The organism is Spongiibacter nanhainus, assembly GCF_016132545.1.
In the GTDB taxonomy this organism is placed as follows: Bacteria; Pseudomonadota; Gammaproteobacteria; order Pseudomonadales; family Spongiibacteraceae; genus Spongiibacter; species Spongiibacter nanhainus.
Genome location: NZ_CP066167.1, coordinates 549023 through 569253 on the forward strand (window position 1 = coordinate 549023; position 20231 = coordinate 569253).

Annotated in this window: 15 protein-coding genes and 2 pseudogenes; 4 read left to right on the forward strand and 13 right to left on the reverse strand. The window is 58.7% G+C overall.

All coding sequences use genetic code 11. The features are described 5' to 3' along the window. Position 1 precedes the first annotated feature (1 nt). From I6N98_RS02530 to I6N98_RS02540, 3 genes are all read left to right on the forward strand, one after another. Positions 2 to 1222, forward strand: a complete 1221-nt coding sequence (locus I6N98_RS02530; RefSeq protein WP_198570253.1) for a glycosyltransferase family protein — start codon at positions 2 to 4, stop codon at positions 1220 to 1222. Next, on the forward strand, positions 1222 to 2979 hold the full coding sequence (locus I6N98_RS02535) for an alpha-amylase family glycosyl hydrolase (protein ID WP_198570254.1): 1758 nt from the start codon (positions 1222 to 1224) through the stop codon (positions 2977 to 2979). The genes I6N98_RS02530 and I6N98_RS02535 overlap by 1 nt, the downstream gene beginning before the upstream one ends. 126 nt (positions 2980 to 3105) lie before the next feature. Then, the gene (locus I6N98_RS02540) at positions 3106 to 4905 is read left to right on the forward strand and encodes an acyl-CoA dehydrogenase C-terminal domain-containing protein (RefSeq protein WP_198570255.1); all 1800 of its coding nucleotides are present in this window, start codon (positions 3106 to 3108) and stop codon (positions 4903 to 4905) included. Positions 4906 to 4927: 22 nt separating this feature from the next. Here the strand turns inward: I6N98_RS02540 and acs are convergent, their stop codons facing one another. The 13 genes and pseudogenes from acs to dksA form a co-directional block, all read right to left on the reverse strand. Next, a complete protein-coding gene (gene acs, locus I6N98_RS02545) occupies positions 4928 to 6862 on the reverse strand; it encodes an acetate--CoA ligase (protein ID WP_198570256.1) in 1935 nt (644 codons plus the stop codon). Between the two features lie 182 nt (positions 6863 to 7044). Further along, positions 7045 to 7425, reverse strand: coding sequence for an aspartate 1-decarboxylase (gene panD, locus I6N98_RS02550; RefSeq protein ID WP_198570257.1), 381 nt, complete (start codon positions 7423 to 7425; stop codon positions 7045 to 7047). Between the two features lie 51 nt (positions 7426 to 7476). After that, a complete protein-coding gene (gene panC / locus I6N98_RS02555) occupies positions 7477 to 8361 on the reverse strand; it encodes a pantoate--beta-alanine ligase (protein ID WP_198570258.1) in 885 nt (294 codons plus the stop codon). 409 nt (positions 8362 to 8770) lie between these two features. Next, positions 8771 to 9562, reverse strand: coding sequence for a 3-methyl-2-oxobutanoate hydroxymethyltransferase (panB, locus tag I6N98_RS02560; protein WP_198570259.1), 792 nt, complete (start codon positions 9560 to 9562; stop codon positions 8771 to 8773). Between the two features lie 33 nt (positions 9563 to 9595). Then, on the reverse strand, positions 9596 to 10276 hold the full coding sequence (locus I6N98_RS02565) for a deoxynucleoside kinase (RefSeq protein ID WP_232787440.1): 681 nt from the start codon (positions 10274 to 10276) through the stop codon (positions 9596 to 9598). A gap of 72 nt (positions 10277 to 10348) precedes the next feature. Continuing rightward, on the reverse strand, positions 10349 to 10855 hold the full coding sequence (gene folK / locus I6N98_RS02570; RefSeq protein WP_198570260.1) for a 2-amino-4-hydroxy-6-hydroxymethyldihydropteridine diphosphokinase: 507 nt from the start codon (positions 10853 to 10855) through the stop codon (positions 10349 to 10351). Between the two features lie 16 nt (positions 10856 to 10871). Next, positions 10872 to 12239: a polynucleotide adenylyltransferase PcnB gene (gene pcnB, locus I6N98_RS02575; RefSeq protein WP_198570261.1), complete on the reverse strand. Its 1368-nt coding sequence runs from the start codon at positions 12237 to 12239 to the stop codon at positions 10872 to 10874. Positions 12240 to 12667: 428 nt separating this feature from the next. After that, positions 12668 to 13684: pseudogene (locus I6N98_RS02580) on the reverse strand (sigma-54 interaction domain-containing protein); the annotation flags it as partial. Between the two features lie 153 nt (positions 13685 to 13837). Beyond that, positions 13838 to 14101: pseudogene (locus I6N98_RS18750) on the reverse strand (response regulator); the annotation flags it as partial. A gap of 52 nt (positions 14102 to 14153) precedes the next feature. After that, positions 14154 to 17153, reverse strand: a complete 3000-nt coding sequence (locus I6N98_RS02585) for an ATP-binding protein (protein ID WP_198570263.1) — start codon at positions 17151 to 17153, stop codon at positions 14154 to 14156. Beyond that, positions 17143 to 17319, reverse strand: a complete 177-nt coding sequence (locus I6N98_RS02590; RefSeq protein WP_198570264.1) for a hypothetical protein — start codon at positions 17317 to 17319, stop codon at positions 17143 to 17145. Before I6N98_RS02590 ends, I6N98_RS02585 begins: the two co-directional genes overlap by 11 nt. Before the next feature lie 115 nt (positions 17320 to 17434). Beyond that, complete coding sequence (gene gluQRS / locus I6N98_RS02595; protein WP_198570265.1) at positions 17435 to 18316, reverse strand: tRNA glutamyl-Q(34) synthetase GluQRS; 882 nt, start codon at positions 18314 to 18316, stop codon at positions 17435 to 17437. An 84-nt stretch (positions 18317 to 18400) separates the two neighbouring features. Beyond that, on the reverse strand, positions 18401 to 18838 hold the full coding sequence (dksA, locus tag I6N98_RS02600; protein ID WP_198570266.1) for an RNA polymerase-binding protein DksA: 438 nt from the start codon (positions 18836 to 18838) through the stop codon (positions 18401 to 18403). Positions 18839 to 19037: 199 nt separating this feature from the next. On the opposite strand from dksA, the gene I6N98_RS02605 reads away from it, so the two are divergent. Then, positions 19038 to 20204, forward strand: a complete 1167-nt coding sequence (locus I6N98_RS02605; protein ID WP_198570267.1) for a pyridoxal phosphate-dependent aminotransferase — start codon at positions 19038 to 19040, stop codon at positions 20202 to 20204. Positions 20205 to 20231: the final 27 nt, after the last annotated feature.

The following is a 20231-nucleotide window of genomic DNA, read 5'->3' on the forward strand; positions in this document are numbered from 1 at the left end:
CATGGCGGATTTTTATCAAAACGGCATTATCACCACTCTGCACAATTTGGTTGATCGGCCTATTGCCGATTTGGAAGCGGAGTTGGCTCAGTTTGCCCGGGCGCGCCCGATGGCGCTGGTGTTGCCGTCACTGTACTCCGAACTGGAGGGGCCGGCGCTGGCCAATATTATTGAGCAGATCGCCCAGGTCGATTATATCGACGAGATCATTATCGGCCTGGATCAGGCCGACGAGGCCCAGTACCGGCACGCACTGAAGTTTTTTGGCCGACTGCCACAGCGGCACCACGTGCTGTGGAACGACGGACCCCGGCTGCGGGCCATCGATCAGCGCTTGAGCGACAAGGCCCTGGCCCCCATGGAGGCGGGAAAGGGCCGCAACGTCTGGTATTGTCTGGGTTTTGCCCTGGCGTCCAATCGCGCCGAAGCGATTGCCTTGCACGACTGCGACATCCTGACCTACGACCGCCGCTTGTTGGCGCAGTTGTTCTACCCCATCGCCAACCCGGGCTTTAACTACGAGTTTTGTAAGGGCTTTTATGCCCGGGTGGCCGACGGCCGGGTCAATGGCCGGGTCAGTCGTCTGTTGGTGACGCCGCTTATTCGCTCGCTAAAGAAAATTTTTGGCGATCTGGATTACCTGGAGTATCTGGACAGTTATCGCTACCCCCTGTCCGGGGAGTTTTCCATGCGCAAAGATGTGCTGACGGATCTGCGCATACCCAGCGACTGGGGCCTGGAGATCGGCGTGTTGTCGGAGGTGTACCGCAATTACTCCACTAACCGCCTGTGTCAGGTGGATATTGCCGACGCCTACGACCACAAGCACCAGTCGCTGTCCGCCGACAATGACAGTGGCGGCCTGTCAAAAATGTCCATCGATATTGCCAAAGCGGTATTCCGCAAATTGGCCACCAACGGCGTGGTGTTCACCAGTGAAACTTTCCGCTCCATCAAGGCCACCTATTTTCGAGTGGCGCTGGATTTTGTGGAGAGCTATCGCAACGACGCGGTAATGAACGGTTTGGAACTGGATTTGCATCGGGAAGAGGAAGCTGTGGAATTGTTTGCCCAGAATATCGTCAAGGCGGGCAACACCTTTTTGGAGAACCCTATGGAAACGCCCTTTATTCCAGCCTGGAACCGTGTATGTAGCGCACTGCCCGGGGTCCTGGAAGATATCAAGGCGGCGGTGGCCGAGGATCAGCGGGAATACAGCTGATGAGTAGCGCTGATGACCATCTTCGCCAGAGACTGGCGGCGCATTTAAACGTTCTGTATCCCGAACTGGACCGAGTGACCCTGGCGGAGGAAATCATCGCCCTGATGGCACTGGACCAGCGCTGTTTTATGCCGGAGGCCCACAAAAACCTCTGGGATGAAAGCGATGTATTGCTGATCACCTATGGCGATTCCATTCTTCGCGACGGTGAGTTTCCGCTGCATACCCTGCACGACTTTTTGCGGCGGGAGCTGAAGGGGCTGATTACCGGCGTGCACATTCTGCCTTTCTATCCCTGGAGCTCGGACGACGGCTTCGCGGTGATCAACTATGTGGAGGTCAACGCCGCGCTGGGCGAGTGGCAGGATATCAACGCCATCGCCCGGGATTTTGATTTAATGGCGGACTTGGTCATCAACCACTGCTCCGCTCGCAGTCAGTGGTTTGAAAACTTCAAACAGCGCAAGCATCCGGGCATGGACTATTTTGTCGAAGCCGACCCCGAGGGGGATTACAGCGAGGTAGTGCGGCCCCGCACCAGTCCGCTGTTGGCTGAGGTGCAGACGCTGGATGGCAAGCGCCACGTGTGGTGTACCTTCAGTCACGACCAGGTCGACCTGAATTTTGAGAACCCCCAGGTGCTGCTGGAATTTATCCGCATTGTCCGCCACTACCTGGATCAGGGGGTAAAAATATTCCGCCTGGATGCAGTGGCTTTTTTGTGGAAGATTCCCGGCACCAGCTGCCTTAACCTGGAGCAGACCCACGAAGCGGTGCGCCTGCTTAGAACGGTGATTGAGCACGCGGCGCCGGACGCCATTATCATTACCGAAACCAACATCCCCCTGCGGGAAAATCTGGCCTACTTCGGCAATGCCAACGAGGCCCATCTGGTTTACAACTTCTCGTTGCCGCCGCTACTGCTCAACACCATGGTCAGCGGTGACTGCCGGGCGCTGAAGTCTTGGATGATGGGCATGCCCGCCGCCCAGGATGGCACCACCTACTTCAACTTCATCGCCTCCCACGACGGCATCGGCCTGCGCCCCGCCGAGGGTTTGCTGTCCGACAACGAGGTGGGTGAGCTGGTGGAATTGATGCAGGAAAGCGGCGGCCGGGTGTCCTGGCGTGCCCTGGGTAATGGCGAAAGCCGGCCCTACGAAATCAATATCAGCCTGTTTGACGCCATGCGCCGCAGCATGGCTGGTGGCGAAGACGGCTATCAAGAGGCGCGCTTTATCTGTGCCCACGCGTTAATGCTGGCCATTCAGGGGCTGCCTGCCTTTTACATCCACAGCTTGTTGGCCACTGAAAATGACAACAATCGGGTTGAGCACACTGGCCACAATCGCGCGGTGAATCGTCACCAGTGGGATGTCGATAATCTGGAGCGGGCATTGTCCGGCGACACCCACCATGCCCGTATGTTCAAGGAGCTTAAAACGCTGATTGAGCTGCGCACCAAGCAGCCGGCTTTCCACCCCAATGCTTCACAGTATCCCCTGCACATTGGCGACGAGGTGTTTGGCGTGCGCAGGGAGACCCGCAGCAAAGAAAGTAGCCACCGACACCAATCCCTGGTGGCGCTGTACAATGTCACCTCACAACCCCAGGCGGTGCCGCTGGCAGAGCTTAACCTCGATGACTGCCTGCGCTGGACCGACCTGCTCAGCGGCGCCGATGTGGTAGGGGACGCCGGTGCCCTGCGCCTGCCGCCCTACGGTTTTTGCTGGCTGCAGGCCGAGGGCCAACGCTGATCCCACGCCGTTACCTTGGCGACGCTGAGGGCACAAAGTGTTGCTTTGTTGACCGGCAATGTCACTGGTTGACGGCGGTGCCTTTGCTAGCCTTGCGTTTATTGTGGTCAACGTGTGAGGTTAGCAATGGTGGACTACCGCGCGCCCCGTCGGGATATCGATTTTGTTCTAAAAGACTTGCTGGTCAGTGAGCAGCACTACGGTGCTTTGCAGGGCTGTGAGCCCGTTAACAATGCCTTGATGGATGCCATCATAGATGAAGGTGCCAAATTTGCCGAATCGGTGGTTAGTCCCATTGCCGCCGAAGGCGACGCCCTGGGCTGTCAGTTCAGTGATGGTAAGGTCACTACACCGCCGGGGTATAAAGAGGCCTTTCGTCTGTGGGGTGACGGCGGCTGGCAGTCGCTGGCAGTGCCGGCGGAAGACGGCGGTCAGGGCTTGCCCTCGTCGCTCGGGACAGTAATCGGTGAAATGGTGGGAGCCCCCAGCTGGGCCTTCAGCATGTATACCGGCCTGGCCTTAGCGCCGGTAACCTGCCTGCTTAACGGCGGTACCGAGGCGCAAAAGCAGCGCTATCTACCCAAAATCCTCAGCGGCGAGTGGGCCGGCACTATGTGCCTGACCGAAGCTCACTGCGGCTCTGATGTCGGCCTGTTGCGTACCAAGGCCCGCAAGAACGACGACGGCACCTATACCCTGACCGGCAGCAAGATATTTATCTCCGGCGGCGAGCAGGATCTCAGTGACAATATCATCCACGCCATTCTGGCGCGGGTAGAAGGGGCGCCGGAGGGCACCAAGGGCATTTCTCTGTTTATTGCTCCCAAGTACTGGGTTGAAGAAGACGGCTCGATGGGAGAGTTCAACAATATCCACTGCGGTGCCATCGAGAAAAAAATGGGCCTGAAAGCCTCCGCCACCTGTGTAATGAATTACGATGGCGCTCGGGCGGTGTTGCTGGGTGAAGAAAACCGCGGCCTGGAAATTATGTTCAACCTGATGAACACCGCCCGGCTGGGGACGGCGCTACAGGGGCTGGCCATGGGCGAGATCGCCTACCAGGGAGCGCTGAAATACTCCCGGGAGCGACTGCAAATGCGTTCGCTAACCGGAGCTAAAAATCCTGACGGCCCCGCCGATCCCATCATGGTACACCCGGATGTTCGGCGTATGCTGTTGACCCAAAAAGCCTTGGTGGAGGGGCAGCGGGCACTGATCTACTGGCTGAGTCAGCAAGTGGATTTAACGAAACACGGCAGCGAGGCTCAGCGTGAAGACGCCAATACCCTGCTGGAACTACTGACCCCGGTAGCCAAGGGCTTTTGTACCGAAACCGCTCAGGAAGTGACCTACCTGGGCATGCAGGTATTCGGCGGCCACGGCTATATCAGCGAGCACGGCATGGAGCGCATTGCCCGGGATAACCGAATCTCGTCGGTTTACGAGGGCACAACGGGCATTCAGGCTCTGGACCTGATCGGCCGCAAGGTGTTGGGCAGTGGTGGCAATGTGTTGCGCCACTTTACCAAGCGTGTGCACAAGTTCTGTCAGTCCCATCAGGATAATCCCGCCATGGCGGAGTTTGTCGAGCCCCTGGCCAAGCTCAATGGCGAGTGGGGGGAGCTGACCATGGCAGTGGGCGAGAAAGCCATGACCAATGCCGAGGAAGTGGGCGCGGCGTCGGTGGATTATCTGATGTACTCGGGTTATGTGGCGCTGGCCTATATGTGGGCGCGGATGGCTGAGGTGGCCCAGCAGCGCATCGACGCCGGTATCGACGACCCTATTTACCGGGCCAAAATCAAAACCGCGCGCTTCTACTTCCAGCGATTGCTGCCGCGCACTGCCAGCCACAAAGCCGCAGCGCTTGCCGGAGCTGACGCGCTAATGGATATATCGGATGAGGAGTTTGCCTGCCAGAATTGATCTGGCAGGCGGGGTGTCGTCACTATTGGTTGTGGCGGTGCTCGATCAGCTCGTCCACTACCGAGGGATCAGCCAGGGTCGAAGTATCACCCAGGCTGTCCAGCTCATTGGCGGCGATTTTGCGCAGAATCCGACGCATGATTTTGCCCGAGCGGGTCTTGGGTAGACCCGGTGCCCACTGGATCAGATCCGGTTTGGCAATGGGGCCGATTTCCTTTACGCACAGTGCGGTCAGTTCTTTGATCAGTTCGTCATTGCCCACTTCGTCGTGCATCAGCGTCACATAGGCATAGATGCCCTGGCCTTTAACGTCGTGGGGGTAGCCCACCACGGCAGCTTCCGCCACCTTGTCGTGGAGTACCAGGGCGCTTTCCACTTCGGCGGTGCCCATGCGGTGGCCGGAGATATTGAGGACATCGTCCACCCGCCCGGTAATCCAGTAATCACCGTCTTTATCTCGCTTAGCGCCGTCACCGGTGAAGTAATAGCCGGGGTGGGTTTTAAAGTAGGTGTCGATCATGCGCTGATGGTCGCCATAGACGCTGCGAATCTGGCTGGGCCAGGAGCGTTTGATTACCAGCAAGCCTTCGCCGGGGCCTTCTATCTCTTGGTCGTTGCTGTCCAGCAGTGCCGGCTCAACGCCAAAGAAGGGTTTGGTGGCGGCGCCGGGCTTCATGGGGGTGGCGCCGGGTAATGGCGTCAGCATATGGGCACCGGTTTCGGTCTGCCACCAGGTATCGACAATGGGGCAGCGGCTGTCGCCCACCACCCGGAAGTACCACTCCCAGGCCTCGGGGTTGATGGGTTCACCCACGGTACCCAGCAGGCGCAGGCTTTGCCGGCTGCCGGTAACATACTCGTCCCCTTCGCCCATCAGCGCGCGAATTGCCGTCGGAGCGGTGTAGAAGGTGGCGACTTTGTGCTTGTCGACCACCTGCCAGCAGCGGGAGGCGTCGGGGTAGGTGGGCACGCCTTCAAACAACAGCGTAGTGGCGCCGTTGGCCAGCGGGCCGTACACAATGTAGCTGTGGCCGGTGACCCAACCCACATCGGCGGTACACCAGAACACTTCGCCGTCGCGATAGTCGAATACATACTTGTGGGTCATGGCACTTTGCAGCAGGTAGCCGCCGGTGGTGTGCATCACGCCCTTGGGTTTGCCGGTGGAGCCAGAGGTATAAAGAATGAACAGCGGCGCTTCGCTGTCCATGGAGGTGGGCGGGCAGTCCGCCGAGACCGCCGCCGTCGCGTCGTGATACCAGACATCCCGGCCGTCCTGCCAGCCGACATTGCCGCCGGTGCGTTTGACGACAATGCAGCTTTCGATAGTGGGACACTCGGGCAGAGCTTTATCTGCGTTGGCTTTTAGGGGCACCGTTTTGCCACCGCGAACGCCTTCGTCGGCGGTGATCAGCAGCTTGCATTCAGCATTTTGGATGCGGTCTTTCAGCGCCTCGGGGGAGAAGCCACCGAAGACCACCGAGTGGATGGCGCCAATCCGGGCACAGGCCAGCATGGCGTATGCGGCCTCGGGAATCATCGGCATGTAGATACACACCCGATCACCGGCACCGACGCCTTGGGCCTTAAAGGCGTTGGCCAATCGGCATACCGCTTCGTGCAATTGACGGTAGCTGATGTGGGCACTTTCTTCTGGATTGTCGCCTTCCCAGATAATGGCGGTTTGATCGCCGCGGGTCTCGAGGTGACGATCGATACAGTTGTAGGCAACATTGAGTTTGCCGCCATCAAACCAGCTGGCTTGGCCCTTGGGGAAGTCGTAGTCGCAGACCGAGTTCCACTCCTGGTCCCAGGTCAAAAACTCCCTGGCCTGTTCTGCCCAGAATGTATCGGGTTCGTCGATAGACTGCCGATACATGGTTTCGTAGCGCTCCGCGTCAATCTGTGCGGTTTTGGCAAACTCCTCAAATACGGGGTGCAGGGTATAGGTCGTCATGCTGTTACCTTTTTGGCCGTCATTATTTTCAGCCCGAACTTGGGCGCGTCATGGTGGCAGGATAACCCTTGGTGAGTGGGGAATGAAGAACCCCTAGACCAAAGTAGGAAGCACGGCGAGGTAAAAAGGAGAGAGGAGGGGAAGCGGGCGGGGTGACTACCCCGCCGCAAAACTGACGCTGTTTAGGCGACCTGAACAGGGATGGCGTTGCTGGAGTGGCTGACGCTGTTATCCGGGTTCATATAAATAAGGCGGGGCTTAAAGTTGATCAGCTCCGCTTCGGTATAGTTGGCGTAGGCACAGATAATAATAGTGTCGCCAACGTCGGCCTTATGGGCCGCGGCTCCATTAATGGAGATGATGCCGCTGTTGTCCTCGCCGCGAATGGCGTAGGTGGTAAAGCGCTCACCATTAGTCACATTGTAGATTTGGATTTGTTCGAACTCGCGAATGCCGGACATATCCAGCAGTTTGCCGTCGATGGCGCAAGAGCCTTCGTAATCCAGCACAGCGTGGGTTACTCGAGCTTTGTGGAGTTTGGCTTTCAGCATAGTGGACTGCATAACGCTGTTCCTTCCTCGTCGGTCTCGGCGGGCCGGGTCTCTCTACAGACCCTAGTTGGTGGCCAGCATACCCCAGTCGGCGCTGGGATTCAGGTTCAGGGTCACGTTGTCAATCAGTCTGGTGCTGCCAAGTTTGGCGGCGACCAGTATAACAACTTCCTCGGTTTGTGGGCCAACCTCACGGAGGCTGCCCGCGTCGCAAATCGCAAAATAGTCCGGCTCAAAGCCAGCTTCCCGCAAGGTCAGTACGGCGTGTTGCTCCAGTTCCCGGTAGCTGTCATAACCGCAGGCGATCGCTTCGCGACACTCCTGCAGTACGCGGTGGAGAACGGGGGCGCTACGACGGTGCTGATCGCTGAGGTAGCCATTGCGGGAGCTGAGTGCCAGGCCGTCATCGGCTCGCGCAGTGGCGACGCCAACAATGTCGATAGGCATACATAAGTCCCGCACCATTTTGCGGATCACACTTAATTGCTGAAAATCTTTTTCGCCAAATACGGCGCTGTCGGGCTGGACGATGTTAAACAGCTTGTTGACGATGGTGGTCACGCCGGTGAAGTGGCCCGGGCGGCTGGCGCCGCAGTGGCGTTCTGACAAGTCCGGTACGCTCACTTTGCTGTGGAGGTCCATGCCCTCGGGGTAAATCTCGTCGACCTGTGGCAAAAACAGGCACTGTACCCCTTCGGCAAACAATTTTTCTTTATCGGCGGCCAAGGTTCTGGGGTAACTGTCCAGATCCTCGTTGGCGCCAAATTGCAGGGGATTGACAAAAATACTCACCACCACCACGTCGCCCAGTTGACGGGCGCGACGTACCAGACGCAGATGGCCTTCGTGGAGGTTGCCCATGGTGGGCACAAATGAAATTGTCTTGCCGGCCCGGCGGGCGGCATTGAGGGTGGCGCGAAGGCTCGCGGTTGTGCTGTATGTTTTCATACTACCCAACTTCCCAATCTCGATCCCCGCGCTAACCGTTGCGAGGGCAGTTTGCTGTGAAGTCAGTCCGCGCACACCGCGGGCTGGCGACCTGGGGGCTGATAAACCCCGTTAAATTACATTGCGCGACTCGTTGTTCCCTGTCCCGAATGCCGGCGTTGGTGGCGGCATGTAGCGCGATATCCACCCTTAATACGCCAGTTTTGTTTGTTCACAATCTGACCAGTTCGTCAGGTGGCGGGCAAGTATGCCCGAATCAACATGGCCGTTCAATGGCCCGGTAACAAAAAATTCACGGGAGTGTTACCGGTAATTTTGTTTCTACCGGTAACACGCAGAAAATTCAATCACTTGCCGGCTTTTTGTAGAAAAAATGCCTATAGTTCGGTCGCTTAAAGGCGGGGAGAAGTCAATCGAAACCGTGCTCTTGGCCCGGAAAACTGCCGTTTTCCACAGCGCTGCGGTAACGCTCCAGGGCGTCCTGGATGCCGGCGCTGCCGGCGGCGAAGTTGCGGACAAACTTAGGGGCACGGGGGCTGACACCGAGCAGGTCGTGGAGAACGAGGACCTGGGCGTCGGTATCGGCGCCGGCACCAATGCCCACCACGGGAATGCTCAGCGCGCGGCTGAGCTCGGCGCCCAGGGCCCGGGGAACGCACTCTACAACGAGCAGGCTGGCGCCGGCAGCCTCCAGGGCCTTGGCGTCCTCGATAATGGCCTGGGCCTGCTCTTGTTCCCGGCCTTGGACCCGAAAGCCGCCCAGCACATTCACCGATTGGGGGGTGAGGCCCAAATGGCCACACACCGGTATGCCAATGCGGGTCAATTTGCTGATGGTGTCGCACAGCCAGGTGCCGCCCTCCAGCTTGACCATATGGGCGCCAGCCCGCATCAGGGAGGTGGCGTTGTTCAGGCACTGCTCTTCGCTGTGATAGCTGCCGAAGGGCAGGTCGCTAACAATCAGAGGGCTGCTGCAGCCCCGAGCCACGCAAGCGGTGTGGTAGGCCATATCTTCGACGGTCACCGGCAGGGTAGAGCTGTGGCCTTGCAGAACATTGCCCAGCGAGTCGCCCACCAAAATCACATCGATGCCGGCGCGCTCGACGGCGCCGGCAAAGCTGGCGTCGTAGCAGGTCACCACTGCAAATTTTTGACTGTTGCGCTTTTTGGCTAGCAGGGTAGGAATGCTGACCTTGCTCATGGGCTTACCTCGGCGGACGGTGACGGCGGGGCGTCATAAAAAAGTCGGGTTAAAGTAATGGCGCCCGCTGCGAATTTCCAGCAGGTAGTCCAGAAGCTGCTGATAATCCCTATCGTTGTGGGCAAAGTCAATTTCTGCCGCGTTGACGATCACCAGCGGCGATTGGTGGTAGGAGTGGAAGAACTCGCTGTAGGCGCGATTGACCTGTTCCAGGTAGTCCGCGTCCATGTTGCGCTCGAAGGCGATGCCCCGCTGCTTAATGCGTTCCCGCAATACTTTGACCGGCGCCTGCAGGTAGATCACCAGATCCGGTTGGGGCACTTCCACCTGCAGCTGTTGATAGACTTTGCGGTATAGCTCCAGTTCATTGGCGTCCAAGGTGACCTCGGCAAACAGCGCGTCTTTCTGAAAGAGAAAGTCGGCGATATAGCTGCCTCCAATCAGGTCCTGCTGGGGTAGCTCGCCCAGTTGTTGGACCCGTTGGAAAAAAAAGAATAGTTGCGCGGACAGGGCGGCGTGCTGGCGCTTGGCGTAAAAGCGCTCCAGAAAGGGGTTGTCCTCGGCTTGCTCCATCAGGGTTTGATAACCGAGGGAGTGGGCGAGGCGGCGGGTCAGCGTACTTTTGCCGACCCCGATGGGGCCTTCCACGGCGATAAATCGCGGCGGCGTGTCGGGGTTGATAATGGCCGGTTTGCTGAGGTCCTGGTTGTTCACATCGTCTTCCCGCAGGTGCTGTTTATCTCGCTGCCGGCGGCAACGGTGCCGCCTGGGTCGGAGCTGGTGGGCTCAGCGAAAGTGCGTGACCGCAGTGCTATCCTCCAGCAGCCAAACATCGTCCCTAAGCCGATAGTCTACGTGGCTGCTACCGCTCAGGCCATGGCGCTGAATAAAGTCGGGGTGAATATCCGCCAGCGGGCACAGTACAAAGGCGCGCTCCATCATCCGCGGGTGGGGGATCTGCAGGCGCGGTGTGTCGATGGTCTCGTCACCGTAGAGCAGTATGTCCAGGTCGAGACTGCGGGGCCCCCAGCGTACCTCCCGCAGCCGACCGTGCTCGGTTTCTATCCGCTGTAACGCGTCCAGTAGAGCCTCGGCGCCGAGGGCCGTGTCCAGAGCCACTACCGCATTGATGTAGTCGTCCTGTTTGCCCGGGCCGACGGCAGTGGTGCCGAACAGCCGGGACACCGTCACCAGCTGGGAATCGGGCAGATTGGCCAATGAGGTCAAGGCGGAGTCGATATGTTGCCGGGGCTGTCCGCGATTGCTGCCCAGGGCTATGTAGCTTCGAATCATGAAAGGTAACAGCGGGTCATGAGGGCGATTTGGGGCGGCGGCGGCGGCGACGGCGCTTGGGCGGCGGTGAGTCGCTGTGCTTTACCATGCCGTCGCGGGTGTCGGGCTGAGCCTCTTGGAAGGCCTGCCACCATTGCCCCAGGCCGGGCTCAATTTCGCCGCATTGCTCCCGCAATAGCAGGAAGTCGTAACCGGCTCGGAAGTAGCGCTGCTCCAACAATCGTTCGGCTCGGTTGCCGCGGCGATTGGGGAAGCGGAATTGCAGTTCCCAAATGTCGCGCATGGGCAGAGAGAAGCGCTTGGGTATGGCGACGCTCTGTTGCTGAAGGCTAAGCACCTGATCGGCCGCCTGATGCAGAGCGGGGATTTCTGGCACCCCTTCCGATACCAGTTGTCGCTGGCTTTCCCGCACCGCTGGCCACAGCAACACGGCATAGAGGAAGGCGGGAGTCACCGGCTTGCCCTCGGCAATGCGACCGTCGGTGTTGCTGAGACCGTGGTGAATCAGCTCGGCGTCGGCGGGGTTTTTACTGTCCAGGATGTGCTGGGTCTGGGGAAACAGGGGCGCAAACAGACCGTAGCGCTGCATCAGCGCATAGGTGGCCAGGCCGCTGCCGGCCATCAATAACTTGATGACCTCGTCAAACATGCGGGCCGGGGCGATATCGCTGAGCATCGGCGCCAGGGGTTGCATCGGGGCCTCGCTGCCGGCGTCGATATCAAAGCCCAACTTGGCGGCAAAGCGCACGGTGCGCAGCATACGCACGGGGTCTTCGCGATAGCGGGTTTCGGGATCGCCAATCACCCGGATGCGGCGCTTCTCGAGATCTTCCAGGCCGCCGACAAAGTCGTAGACACAGAAGTCGCGGCTGGAATAGTAGAGAGCATTGATGGTGAGGTCGCGACGAATAGCATCTTCATCGACGCTGCCGTAAACATTGTCCCGCAACAACATGCCGTCTTCGTTGCGCATGGCGTGTTTTTGGTTGCTGGTTGCTTCCGGGCTGTTGTGGTTGCCGCGGAAGGTGGTGACCTCGATGATCTCCCGCCCGAAGCGGACGTGGACAATGCGGAAGCGGCGGCCAATGATGCGACTGTTGCGAAACAGTTTGCGAACCTGCTCGGGGGTGGCGCTGGTCGCCACGTCGAAGTCTTTGGGGTGACCGCCCAGCAGGATGTCGCGAACGCCACCGCCCACCAAAAACGCGTCGAAGTTGGCCTGATTGAGGCGGTGCATGACTTTGAGGGCGTTGTCGCTGATCAGCTTGCGGGACACGCTGTGCTGATCGCGGGGCACGACCAGGGGGCCGGTATCCGGGTCACCGGATTTGGCGAGTTTACCGGTTAGCTTTTTCCATAGCCCGGTGACGGCGCTCGATGACATGAATGAACTGACAACCCGTAAAAATCGAAAGGCGGGATTCTAGCACAGGGGCGAGGCCAATGCGGTGTTATCGTGCGGGGAGCAATAGTGCAGGGGCAATTAAACGCAACAGAGCGAGAAACTGAGTTAGTAAATTGAGGGAGATTAAAAATCAAAGGGCCAAAAACGAAGAAGGGGAAAACAATGTTCTCCCCACCCAGGTCTCTATCTTCGCTGTTATTTTTATTTTTTCTGCTTTTGTTATTTTTATTGTCTGATTTATTGTTCTTTGCGCCTATACATTGCATGCGGTGTGCCAGGTTTTGAAAGTCTTTTAAAAACAAGTGCTTAGTGTTTTTTAGGGGGGTTCCCGTTGCCTTTCAAAACTGTGAATTGTTACCGATGTAAACGGCTTTTGTTACGCGGGACATGGTTGGGTAACGGCGTCTTCAGCCGTTACCTCGCGCTGCTTTTTTCCGGGGGATGCCCAGGCGCTGGCGGCGCTCCCAAAGGCATTTCCGGCTCACCCCGAGCTTTTTAGCCAGCTCGGTCTCGCTCATGGAGTCCTGGTGCTCGAGAACAAAGCGTTGGAAGTAATCTTCCAGTGACAGGTCCTCGGCGGGATCGTTGCTGGGCCGGGAGCGGTTTTCGCTGCGCCGCTCGCTGCCGCCGACCTGGCGGCCCCGGGGTTCTTGCCGGCGGCCCCGGATCTGGCTGATATCCACCAGCTCCAGATCGATATCCAGTAATTCGTTGTCGATTTCCTCACCGTCATTGAGGATCACCGCTCGCTCCACGGCGTTTTCCAGTTCGCGGATATTACCGGGCCAGATATAGGTGGTGATGGCCTGAATGGCTTTGGGGCTGAAGTGCATCAGTGGCTTGCCCATTTCCTCGCAGCGCCGTTTGAGCACGGATTCGGCAATCTCCAGAATATCGCGGCCCCGTTCCCGCAGTGGCGGCAGTTCCAGTTTGAGAACGTGGATGCGGTAGTAGAGGTCTTCCCGGAAACGGCCGTTGTGGGCCATCTCTTTGAGGTCCCGGTGGGTGGCGCAGATCAGGCGCACATCTACCTTGCTGGATTCCACCGAGCCGATGCGGCGGATTTCATCCTCCTGAATAAAGCGCAGCAGCCGGGCCTGGGCCTCCAGGGGTAGTTCACCAATCTCGTCGAGGAACAAGGTGCCGCCATCGGCGGCTTCAATCAGGCCAATGCGGTTGGCGTTGGCACCGGTGAAGGCACCCTTTTCGTAACCGAAGAGTTCTGACTCAATCAGAGTTTCTGGGATGGCGGCGCAGTTAACGCAGACAATGGGTTTGTTGGCACGCTTGCTTTGGCTGTGGATAGCCCGGGCCACGAGTTCCTTACCTGTACCGGTTTCGCCATGGACCAGAACGGTGGTGTCGGTGGGTGCCACCCGGCGGATATTCTCGTAGAGGGCCTGCATCGGCTTGCAGCTGCCAATCATGCCGTTGACGGCGGCCAATTGCTTGCGCTGGCGCTGGCTGCTGGCGCTGGCCCGGGGTTCTTCGGCGGCGTTGCTGCCGATAATCCGTTCCACGGTCTCCAGCATGTCGTCGTGATCGAAGGGCTTGGCAATATAGTCGATGGCGCCCTTTTTCATGGAGTCGACAGCGGACTTAAGGCTGGCGTAGCTGGTCATGATCAGCACCGGGCTGTCGGTTTTGTTGATCAGATCGGTGCCGGGAGCGCCCGGTAGTCTCAGGTCGCTGATAATCAGCTCGTAGCCATCCAGGTCGTATTTGTCCATGGCCTCGGCCACCGAGCCCGCTTCGTCGACTTTGTAGTCGTTGCGTTCCAGAAGACGGCGCAGGGCAAGGCGAATGACATCTTCGTCTTCAACTATCAGCACACGGGACATTGCGAACTCCAGATTGGCGAACTACTCAGGGGAGCCCTACAAAATAACCTGATTAGGTGGATTTTTCTAGATTTTCGCCGTTTTGCACCAGAGTGCTGGCGGGAGGCAACAAAATATGGAAGCGAGTGCCCTGCTTGGCAAGCCCTTGCTCATGGATGGGGCTTTCGGCGCTGATTTCGCCTCCCAGGTCGCTGATAATGTTGTAGACCAGCGCCAAGCCCAGACCGGTGCCCTGTCCGGGGTCTTTGGTGGTAAAGAAGGGCTCGAAAATTTGTTCACGCAACTTGTCGTCGATACCGCTGCCCTGGTCGGTGAGGGTAATGTGGACATGGTCGCCGTGAATTTTGTCCTGGGAACGGCGGGCGTCGACGGTAACGTGGGCGACCTCTTTGCTGGCGTCCTGGGCGTTGGAAATCAGATTGATGAACACCTGCATCAGGCGCTGGTAATCGCCCGCCACCTGAATGTTGGGGGGGCAGCGGTTGTCGTAGCAGGTTTGCTTGGCGCCACTGTCCAGGCTGAGCAGGTGCATGGCCTCGTCGACGCAGTCGCGCACGGTGACTGCCTCAAAAGCCTGGGAGGGGTCGTCTCGCCCGGTGTGGGCAAAGTTGACCAGGCTCTGCACAATGCTGCTTATGCGCTGGGTTTGCTTGATGATCTGCTCGGCAGTTTCCAGGCTCTCGGGGTTAGTGGTGTCGTAGCGTAGATTTTGCGCCAGGCAGGCGATGCCGGTGACTGGGTTGCCGATTTCGTGAGCGACACCGGCGGCGAGACGACCGATGGAGGCCAGCCGCTCCTGGTGGGTCAGTTCCTGCTCCAGCAATTGGGTGTCGGTAATGTCTTCCACCACAATCAGCAGCTCATTGCGGCCAGCGGTGTGGGATTCGGTTTTATGGAGGTTTAACCAGCGGTGGCCGCTGGCGGTTTCCATAGAGTACTTGGTCCAGTGGTCATCGTCGCTGTGTAGGAAGGATGACAGGCAAATGGCCCAGGGCCAGGGCAAGCCGCTGACTGAGGAGCCGGTGATATCGGCGCTGTCGACGCCGGTGATGGCCGCAATAGACTTATTCCACATCAGTATTTCCTGGTCGGCCCCCAGGGCGCAGACCCCGATGGGCAGGTTTTCCAGTGTCTGGCGATGGTAGCGGCGCAGGCCGTCAAGGTCGGCGGCGAGGCCGGTAAGGTGGGTTTGATAGCGCTCCAGCCGGTCCTCAATAAAAGTGATGTCCTCGCCTTCACCGAGCTGGCTGCCGGAGTAGGGCAGCGCCCTGTCAATCAGTCGGCGGGCATTGCCGGGACCCACCAGTGCCGACAGGTTCACCTCAATACGGTCCCGTATCCGCCGCAGCGCGTAGGGGCGGGTTTCGCTGTCGGCGAGCTGTAACTCTTCCAGTGCCCGCTGAAATTCCTCTTGGGCGGCGGTGTTGCCCAACGCATCGATGAGCCGGCTGCGCATTTCCCGGGCGCTGCGCAGGTTGAGGGCATGCCGGCTGGGACGGTTGAGGTCGTCCAGGGTACAAGCCTCGGCTGCGCCCCGCTCTTCCTGGCTGGTTTCGGTCATTAGTGAGACTGCGATAAAAGCGATCACATTGGCGCTCAGAGACAGGCTGCCGCTCATGACCCAGTACGGTGTGCCAGAGGGTAGGCTCGAGAGGGGTAAAAGGTGCTCGGTGTGGATACCCAGTAGCGGCAGCATGTTACCTAAGATCCATACCGTAAAGCCGGCGGTCAGGCCGCAGATAAAGCCTTTGCGATTGGCCTGGGGCCAATACAGCACCGCCAACAGGCCGGGTAAAAATTGCACGGCGCCGGTCAGTGTCGCTATCAGTAGGTCGCTGAGGCTATGACGCACCGGCATAAACTCATACATGCCGTAGCTCACCGCAATGATGCCAACGATTAAGATCTGCCGGGTCCATAGCAGCCAGCGATAGATGTCCACACGCTCGCTAGTCGGGTAGAACAGCGGCAATGCGACATGGTTGAGGTTCATCGACGCCAGCGACAATGTGGCGACGATGATGATGCCGCTGGCCGCAGACAAACCGCCCAAGTAAATCAACCCAGTTAACCAGGGTTGGTCTAGGTGAAAGGCCAGCCCTAGCGCGGTGTAATCGGCGGGTATATTGACTTGGGCGGCCTGGCCGGCCCACAGCAAGGGCAGCACCGGCAGGCTCAGCAACAGCAAATAGAGAGGCAGCCCCCAGCTGGCTGCCCGGAGATTGCGAGGGCTGGGGTTCTCCGCTATCAACATATGAAACATGTGAGGCAGACACATCGATGCGGCAAAGGCCATCACCAGCATCATGTGTTTTTCCTGGCTGTTGGTCAGCGAGCGCAGCTGTGCTATCAATTCAGGGCGTTCAGAGAGCCATTGCTGCATATCAGCGAAGCCGCCAAAAATACTGATCACGGCGATGGCGCCCACGGTGACCACTGCCAGCAGTTTGATCAAAGATTCAAAGGCCAGTGCCGTGACCAAGCCGCGGTGACTATCTCTAGCCGATAGATTGCGGGAGCCAAACAGAATGGTGAAGACCATTAGCATTGCGCAGAACAGCCAGGCTCCGAACCGGCGCGGGTGGCTGTCGTTGGCGATGTCGCCAGCGTCATTGGTCAGTATTAGCACAGTGTCCGACACGGTCTGAATCTGGATGGCGATGAGCGGCCAAATCAGCAACCCCATGAAGACCGTGGTCAACGTACCAGCCCACTGGCTGCGAAAGCGAAAGCTGACCAAGTCGGCCAGGGAGTTGAGTCGATAGGTTTTGCAGATGTTGTACAGAGGTTGCAGCAAAATGGGGCTGAACATCAGAGCGCCGGAAAAGCCGACGAAATAGTAGATGTAACTGAAGCCCGCGATTTTCGCCGCTGCAATGGCACCGTAAATAGCAAAACTGCCGGCGTAGACGCCCAGTGACAACACGTAGGTGGCAGGGTGATCAATAATCCAGGAGGGAAGGAAGCGGCGGTCCGCGGCGTAGGCTACCCCGAACAGTAACAGCAGATAGCCGGCCGCTGTAAGCAGCAGCATATTGGAACTAAAAATCATCGTAGCGCCGCTGCCGCTGGATAAAGTACACCGCTGCCACCCCCACCATCCAGAGAATATGCGGGCGGTACCAGGCGGCGGAGCTGCTGTATATCCACTCGTTCCAAGCTGGCGCGGTAATGACCGCGAAACTGATCAAAAGTAGCAGTGGCGAGTGAATGCGCATAGTGGGGTGGCAGTATGGCGGTCCTAGGTTAGAAGCGGATTATCCGTACAAAATGGCGAAACTGCAAAACTGGACGCTCTCCGGTTGGCGGCCGTTGCCAGGCCCTCGGGATAGCTCAGCAGGGCATCGACAGGGTGCGGGGCAAGTTCTCAAGCTGCCAGTGGCGGCAGGACCAGGCCAGCAAGGCGTCCAGAGGAAGGTCTGCGGGAGGCGCGGGTTGCCTTAGGTAGCGCAGCGCTTGTCGCAGGTTAGCCTCGGGCTGCAGATTGTCGATGGCGGGGGCAAAGCTCTGCTTGCTGAGTTTGCAGCCATCAGCACCGGTGAGCACCGGAATATGCAGGTAACGCTGCTCTGGCAGTCCCAGGCATTGTTGCAAAAAGCGCTGTCGTCCGGTGGAGTCCAGTAAGTCGCTGCCTCTGACAATATCGGTAATATGTTGGTCTGCATCATCGATGACCACCGCCAGCTGGTAGGCGTACAAGCCATCGCGGCGGCGCAGTACAAAGTCGCCTTCTTCGGCCAGATTCTGCTGCTGAGGGCCCAGCAAGCGGTCGTCGAATAGCTCTACATGGTGATTGACTCGCAAGCGGATGGCGGCGTCATCGGGCACCAGCTCGGTCACGCACTGGCCGGAGTGGATGCCACCGTTGGCGCGCAGCTGTGCCCGGGAGCAACTGCAGCGAAAGGCATCGCCCTGAGCAAGCAGTGTGTCCAGGGCCTGCTGGTAGAGGTGGTGCCGCTGGCTTTGCCAGACGATTTCGCCGTCCCAGTGTAGATGATGGGCTTTGAGGCTGCGGATAATAGCCTCGGCGGCGCCGGGTTGTTCCCGGGGTGGGTCCAGGTCTTCTATTCGCAGTAACCACTGTCCCTGTTGGGAACGGGCGTCCAGATAGCTGGCCACCGCGCTGACCAGGGAGCCGAGGTGGAGTGGGCCGGTGGGGGAGGGAGCGAAACGACCGATATAGGTGCTGTTTTGATGCCGCTGTGCTTTAGACATAGGGCGCGTCAGTGACAGCAAGCCCGGAGCGATGACGAGGAATGCGCCATCGCTGGGCTGAGAGAGGAGCTGCCGGCGGGGGAGTTAGCCGCGTTCCTGGCGCTCTTTAATTTCGTCCAGGGTTTTGCAATCGATGCACAGCGTGGCTGTAGGGCGAGCTTCCAGCCGCTTGATGCCGATTTCGATGCCGCAGGTATCGCAAAAACCATAGTCGTCTTCGTCGATCAGATCCAGGGTGGCGTCGATCTTCTTGATCAGCTTGCGCTCGCGGTCTCGGGTGCGAAGCTCCAGGCTGAACTCTTCTTCCTGAGTAGCACGGTCCGCGGGGTCTGGAAAGTTGGCTGCCTCGTCTTTCATGTGGCTTACGGTGCGGTCCACTTCTTCCATTAATTCCGATTTCCAGTTACGCAGAATCTGACGAAAGTGATTCTTCTGGTCCTCGTTCATGTAGGCTTCACCCTTTTTAGGCTTGTAGGGGGTGAAGGTTTTCAGGCTTTCAGCTGTTTTTTCTGACGCAGGCATGATCGGTCCTCTTACTTTTAACATGCCGAAACCGCGCATGGGCGGACGTGCGGGCGACCCGGAAGCCACCAAACGGGGAAAACTACCAGATAGTTTGCCCGTGCGCCATAAAAATCGACCCCCTACGTTTGTCGCATTTGCTGTATGTCGATGCCCCTGTCTGCGCTGTTACACTGATGCTTTCAGTGAGGAGAAAAACGTGGACAGCCGGTTTGCCAGTCGCTTGCGGGATATTGAACCATTTCGGGTCGTCGAGGTGCTAACCCGCGCCAAAGAGATGGCGGCGGCAGGGCGGGATATTGTGCATATGGAAGCCGGGGAGCCGGACTTCGCTACAGCAAAACCGATAGTCGACGCCGCCAAAAAAGCGCTGGATAACGGACACACTTACTATACGCCGGCCACCGGGATAACGCCGCTGCGGGAGGCGATCGCCGAGTTCTATCGCAGTGACTATGGCCTGGATATCGACCCGCGACGGATTTTGGTGACCCCCGGCGCGTCCGGGGCGCTGCTGTTATTGGCGGGTCTGCTCGTCGAGCCGGGGCAGGGGGTGATGATGAGTGACCCGGGCTACCCCTGTAACCGGCACTTCTTCCGTCTGGTAGAGGGCGAGGGCCAGCTGGTGCCAGTGGGGCCCGAACAGCGTTACCAACTGACGCCGGAATTGGCGGCCAGCCACTGGCGGGACAATACCCGGGGGATCATTGTCGCCTCTCCTGCCAACCCCACTGGTGAGGTGCTGTCGCGGGAGCAATTGCAGGGCTTGCACCAATTGTGCGAGCGGCGCGGCGGCTATCTCATCGTCGACGAGATTTATCACGGCCTGAACTACAGTGGCGACACCCCCAGTGTGCTGTCGATTACTGACGACGCCTTTGTCATTAATAGCTTTTCCAAATACTTCGGTATGACCGGTTGGCGTTTGGGCTGGTTGGTGGCGCCGGAGGCGGCCGTGCCAGAGCTGAAGAAGCTGGCTCAGAACCTGTTTATTTCCATGTCCACCATGGCGCAGTATGCGGCGCTGGCAGCCTTTGAGCCCGCTACCCGGGAAATACTGGACCAGCGCCGTGCCGCCTTTGCTCAGCGCCGGGATTTTCTTTATCCGGCGTTGTGCGAGTTGGGTTTTGATATCCCCCACAAACCCGACGGCGCCTTCTATCTTTATGCCGGTATCGACAAGTTCAACACCGACAGTCCCAGTCTGTGCCTGAAACTGTTGGAGGAGCTTGGCGTGGCCATCACGCCGGGGGCGGATTTTGGTCGTCACCGGGCCGACCAGCACGTCCGTTTTGCCTATACCACCGGTCTCGATCGCTTGGAAGAAGCAGTCAGCCGTTTGCAGCGGGCCTCTCTTACCCAGTGAGCCCCTGCTGCCCAGTGAGTCTGATGG

Bases quoted from the DNA above. Each gene is read 5' to 3' on its own strand.
- panD (WP_198570257.1), bottom strand. From the start codon at position 7,425: ATGCAGTCCACTATGCTGAAAGCCAAACTCCACAAAGCTCGAGTAACC.
- panC (WP_198570258.1), bottom strand. From the start codon at position 8,361: ATGAAAACATACAGCACAACCGCGAGCCTTCGCGCCACCCTCAATGCC.
- gluQRS (WP_198570265.1), bottom strand. From the start codon at position 18,316: ATGTCTAAAGCACAGCGGCATCAAAACAGCACCTATATCGGTCGTTTC.
- folK (WP_198570260.1), bottom strand. From the start codon at position 10,855: ATGATTCGAAGCTACATAGCCCTGGGCAGCAATCGCGGACAGCCCCGG.
- panB (WP_198570259.1), bottom strand. From the start codon at position 9,562: ATGAGCAAGGTCAGCATTCCTACCCTGCTAGCCAAAAAGCGCAACAGT.
- I6N98_RS02540 (WP_198570255.1), top strand. From the start codon at position 3,106: ATGGTGGACTACCGCGCGCCCCGTCGGGATATCGATTTTGTTCTAAAA.
- acs (WP_198570256.1), bottom strand. From the start codon at position 6,862: ATGACGACCTATACCCTGCACCCCGTATTTGAGGAGTTTGCCAAAACC.
- pcnB (WP_198570261.1), bottom strand. From the start codon at position 12,239: ATGTCATCGAGCGCCGTCACCGGGCTATGGAAAAAGCTAACCGGTAAA.
- I6N98_RS02535 (WP_198570254.1), top strand. From the start codon at position 1,222: ATGAGTAGCGCTGATGACCATCTTCGCCAGAGACTGGCGGCGCATTTA.
- I6N98_RS02590 (WP_198570264.1), bottom strand. From the start codon at position 17,319: ATGCGCATTCACTCGCCACTGCTACTTTTGATCAGTTTCGCGGTCATT.
- I6N98_RS02585 (WP_198570263.1), bottom strand. From the start codon at position 17,153: ATGATTTTTAGTTCCAATATGCTGCTGCTTACAGCGGCCGGCTATCTG.
- I6N98_RS02530 (WP_198570253.1), top strand. From the start codon at position 2: ATGGCGGATTTTTATCAAAACGGCATTATCACCACTCTGCACAATTTG.
- dksA (WP_198570266.1), bottom strand. From the start codon at position 18,838: ATGCCTGCGTCAGAAAAAACAGCTGAAAGCCTGAAAACCTTCACCCCC.